Annotated in this window: 4 protein-coding genes; 2 read left to right on the plus strand and 2 right to left on the minus strand. The window is 32.8% G+C overall.

The genetic code is table 11. From position 1 onward, the window contains the following. Positions 1-228: 228 nt before the first annotated feature. Positions 229-996, minus strand: coding sequence for a polyphenol oxidase family protein (locus K737_RS00450; protein ID WP_006288206.1), 768 nt, complete (start codon positions 994-996; stop codon positions 229-231). Continuing rightward, positions 963-1,304, minus strand: a complete 342-nt coding sequence (locus tag K737_RS00455; RefSeq protein ID WP_006288207.1) for a thioredoxin family protein — start codon at positions 1,302-1,304, stop codon at positions 963-965. The genes K737_RS00450 and K737_RS00455 overlap by 34 nt, the downstream gene beginning before the upstream one ends. A 168-nt stretch (positions 1,305-1,472) precedes the next feature. Between K737_RS00455 and K737_RS00460 the strand changes: the two genes are divergently transcribed. Beyond that, entirely contained in the window at positions 1,473-2,270 is a 798-nt protein-coding gene (locus K737_RS00460) for a hypothetical protein (RefSeq protein WP_006288209.1), read from the plus strand. A gap of 138 nt (positions 2,271-2,408) precedes the next feature. Then, positions 2,409-2,729 carry a helix-turn-helix domain-containing protein gene (locus K737_RS10200; protein WP_024161310.1) on the plus strand — a complete coding sequence of 107 codons (321 nt, stop codon included), beginning with the start codon at positions 2,409-2,411 and terminating at the stop codon, positions 2,727-2,729. Positions 2,730-2,758: the final 29 nt, after the last annotated feature.

Here is a 2,758-nt window from a genome sequence, read left to right on the forward strand (position 1 = left end):
AAGTAATAAAAACCCTTTAACGAAAGAAGATAAAAATAAAAAACTTTCAAGCGAAAGAAAGGTGAATGAAACTATTATCGAATAGCTTAAACGATTTAAACTCATCGCCGCAAAAATAGGAAAAAAGGATTTTGCCTTAGGATTTGATCTTATTTCTTCTATTTATACTATGGAGCTAACTAAATGATAGTTTCCGAAGATGTCTACTGAATATTAAAACGTAAAAATTTAAATAGGAAGCCCAATCATTGAACCAAATCCATACTCGCAACAAAAATTTTGCTTCTTGTGGTGTCTTCGGCTAAAAAATCTTGATTCGTACGTATCTTCCAGGGTATCGAATACTTTGCATTCCTTTTTTGAAAGCCTAAAGGCGATATATCCAGGTAAATCAAAAAATAGCTTCTCTTCTTTTTGAAAAAAATTGCAGCTCTCTGGATCTTCTTTAATAAAACTATGATAAAAATCACAAGAAACTTCATAATTTTTAAGACGAATTGTGGGACCTATGCAAGCTTGAACTTTTAGAGGAGACTTTGAAACACTCCTAACTGCTGCCAACGTATTTTCTAGCACTCCTAAAAAAACTCCTTTCCATCCTGCATGACAAATACCTACAACACTTTCTGTATCCCAAAACATGACAGGAGCACAATCTGCTGTAGAAACGCATAAAGTAATACCGGGAACATCTGTCACTAATCCATCGCAATCAGGGGCATCAGAAGGAATATCTTTAGTTACTATAAAAACATCTCCCCCGTGTACCTGGCAAGGAAACATCATCTTTTCAGGATCCATACGTAAAGAAAAAACTAGGTCGCGACGATTTTTTAAGTACGTTCCTATACTCTTGTACCCCACACTCATATTTCGCCCTTTAACCGTCCCTGGAAAAAATCCATGAGGGATACTCCACCCAGGGCAAAGACAAGGATCAAAATCTGAAAAGGTATAGTGCACTACTTGTTTTGAATCTGATGAAAATTCAACCATTCAATTAACGCCTTTTCAGATATTCCTCCAATATGACGGGCAACCTCTTGTACTTCCTGAGGATGCTTGGGAATAAGCACAAGAGTCGGAAGAGATTGAATACGATATTTCGTTGCAATAGAAGGATTCTGATCAATATTAATTTTTATAATTTTCAGAAAATCAAGCCAAGCTGCATCTTTTGAAAGTGATTCTAAAATGGGAACAAGTGCCTGACAAGGGGGGCACCAAGTAGCAAAAAAATCTATAAGAACATTGTGGGTTTTAGAAGATTCTGCGATTAACTCGACGTAATTTAAATTTTCCATTTTAGTCTCAAAAAAATATCAAAAACTTCTACGATTGTCTCAAAATATTTTCTAAAAGTCAATGTGCAAAAAAAAATATTTTTATTCCTATTCTTTTTATTCTTTATTGACGTTTTATTTATTTTTTTTATTTATATTGTAGTTAAATAGTATATAAAAAAAAACAAAATGAATAAAAATGCTTTTTTTATTTTTTGCGCTACGTTGGTGCAATCTAATTTAGCTCAAGCGGAAATTTCTGAAACATTAAAAAATGACATAAGTTTAATTATTAATACAATGAAATTAGGGCCTATATCTTTACAAGAAAGAGAAGAATTTTTAAAAAAAATTTTTAGTAGTTTTAAAATTTTTATAGAAGAACTTGTCCAGGATCTGAATCTAGAGGATTTTTCAAAGAAATCAAAAAAGATTGTTCTATCTCCTCAAGATAAAGCATTAACAGCACAATATTTTGTTGAGACATTTTTTAAAAAGGAAGTGGAATGGGCTATAGAAGAACAAAGTAAAATGATGGAAGAACAAGAAAGATTAGTAGAAGAATCAAAAAAATATGTTTCTAATGACAAATTATTTTCTTCTATAGAATACACCATAATCCGAAGAAAAGAAATTATAAACACTTTAAGAAAAAATATATTGGTTTTTAAAGACAATATAAACGAATCTAATGGTATAATAAAAGAATTAATTCTAAACAGAAGTCAAGTAGTTCAAGACATTATCCCTTTTTATCAAAATATATTTGATCTTTATATAGATGCATTAGATGTCATCAAAAATTTAGAAATTGTAGAAAAACGAAATGCGATCGCGATAAAAGACAAAAAAAGTGATCTATTGGAGATAAAAATGCCTCTAAGATTAAAAGAAGCGATCAGAGGAGGTGAGGCTGGAAAAGATAGAAGATCATTAAGAAATGAGTTAAAAAAATACATATCTGAAAAAACAAATATTACAAAATAAAAAAAGAATCAAAAATGAAACTATCTTTCTTTGCGTATCGAACTTGTGTGTTTTTCTAGGGGAAAAGCTGAACTATAGTCATTTAGCCTGAAGATGGGATTTGGAAGAATACAGAAATAGCCTCATAAAGTTTATCAAATGATTTATCAAATGGCATTTAATCCATCGGTTCATATTGTCCAAGAGTTTTGTTATCCGACAAAGGGAAGCTATCGTCAAATTGCAGAGGCTCTTCTGATTGACGATCAGTCGTCGTGTCGGAACTTATCGCGCATTTGGGCCACGACGTATATGAAAGTAAGCAATATCTGCGCTCATGTTCTTGAACCCTACAGCATCGCGTATACAATTCAAGGCAAGACGTTGTGGCTGCACGCCCATAATTTTTCATTTAAAAAGGCAGCCAGCCAAGCAGGAAGCGTTTATTCAACGGTGATGACAACGCCCTCCGGAAGATGAATCCATCCTGTTTGGTGATGGGGTGCGCG

The organism is Holospora undulata HU1 (assembly GCF_000388175.3).
GTDB classification, from domain to species: domain Bacteria; phylum Pseudomonadota; class Alphaproteobacteria; order Holosporales; family Holosporaceae; genus Holospora; species Holospora undulata_A.

Coding starts and splice junctions, on each gene's coding strand:
- K737_RS10200 (WP_024161310.1), top strand. CDS start 2,409: ATGATTTATCAAATGGCATTTAATCCATCGGTTCATATTGTCCAAGAG.
- K737_RS00460 (WP_006288209.1), top strand. CDS start 1,473: ATGAATAAAAATGCTTTTTTTATTTTTTGCGCTACGTTGGTGCAATCT.
- K737_RS00455 (WP_006288207.1), bottom strand. CDS start 1,304: ATGGAAAATTTAAATTACGTCGAGTTAATCGCAGAATCTTCTAAAACC.
- K737_RS00450 (WP_006288206.1), bottom strand. CDS start 996: ATGGTTGAATTTTCATCAGATTCAAAACAAGTAGTGCACTATACCTTT.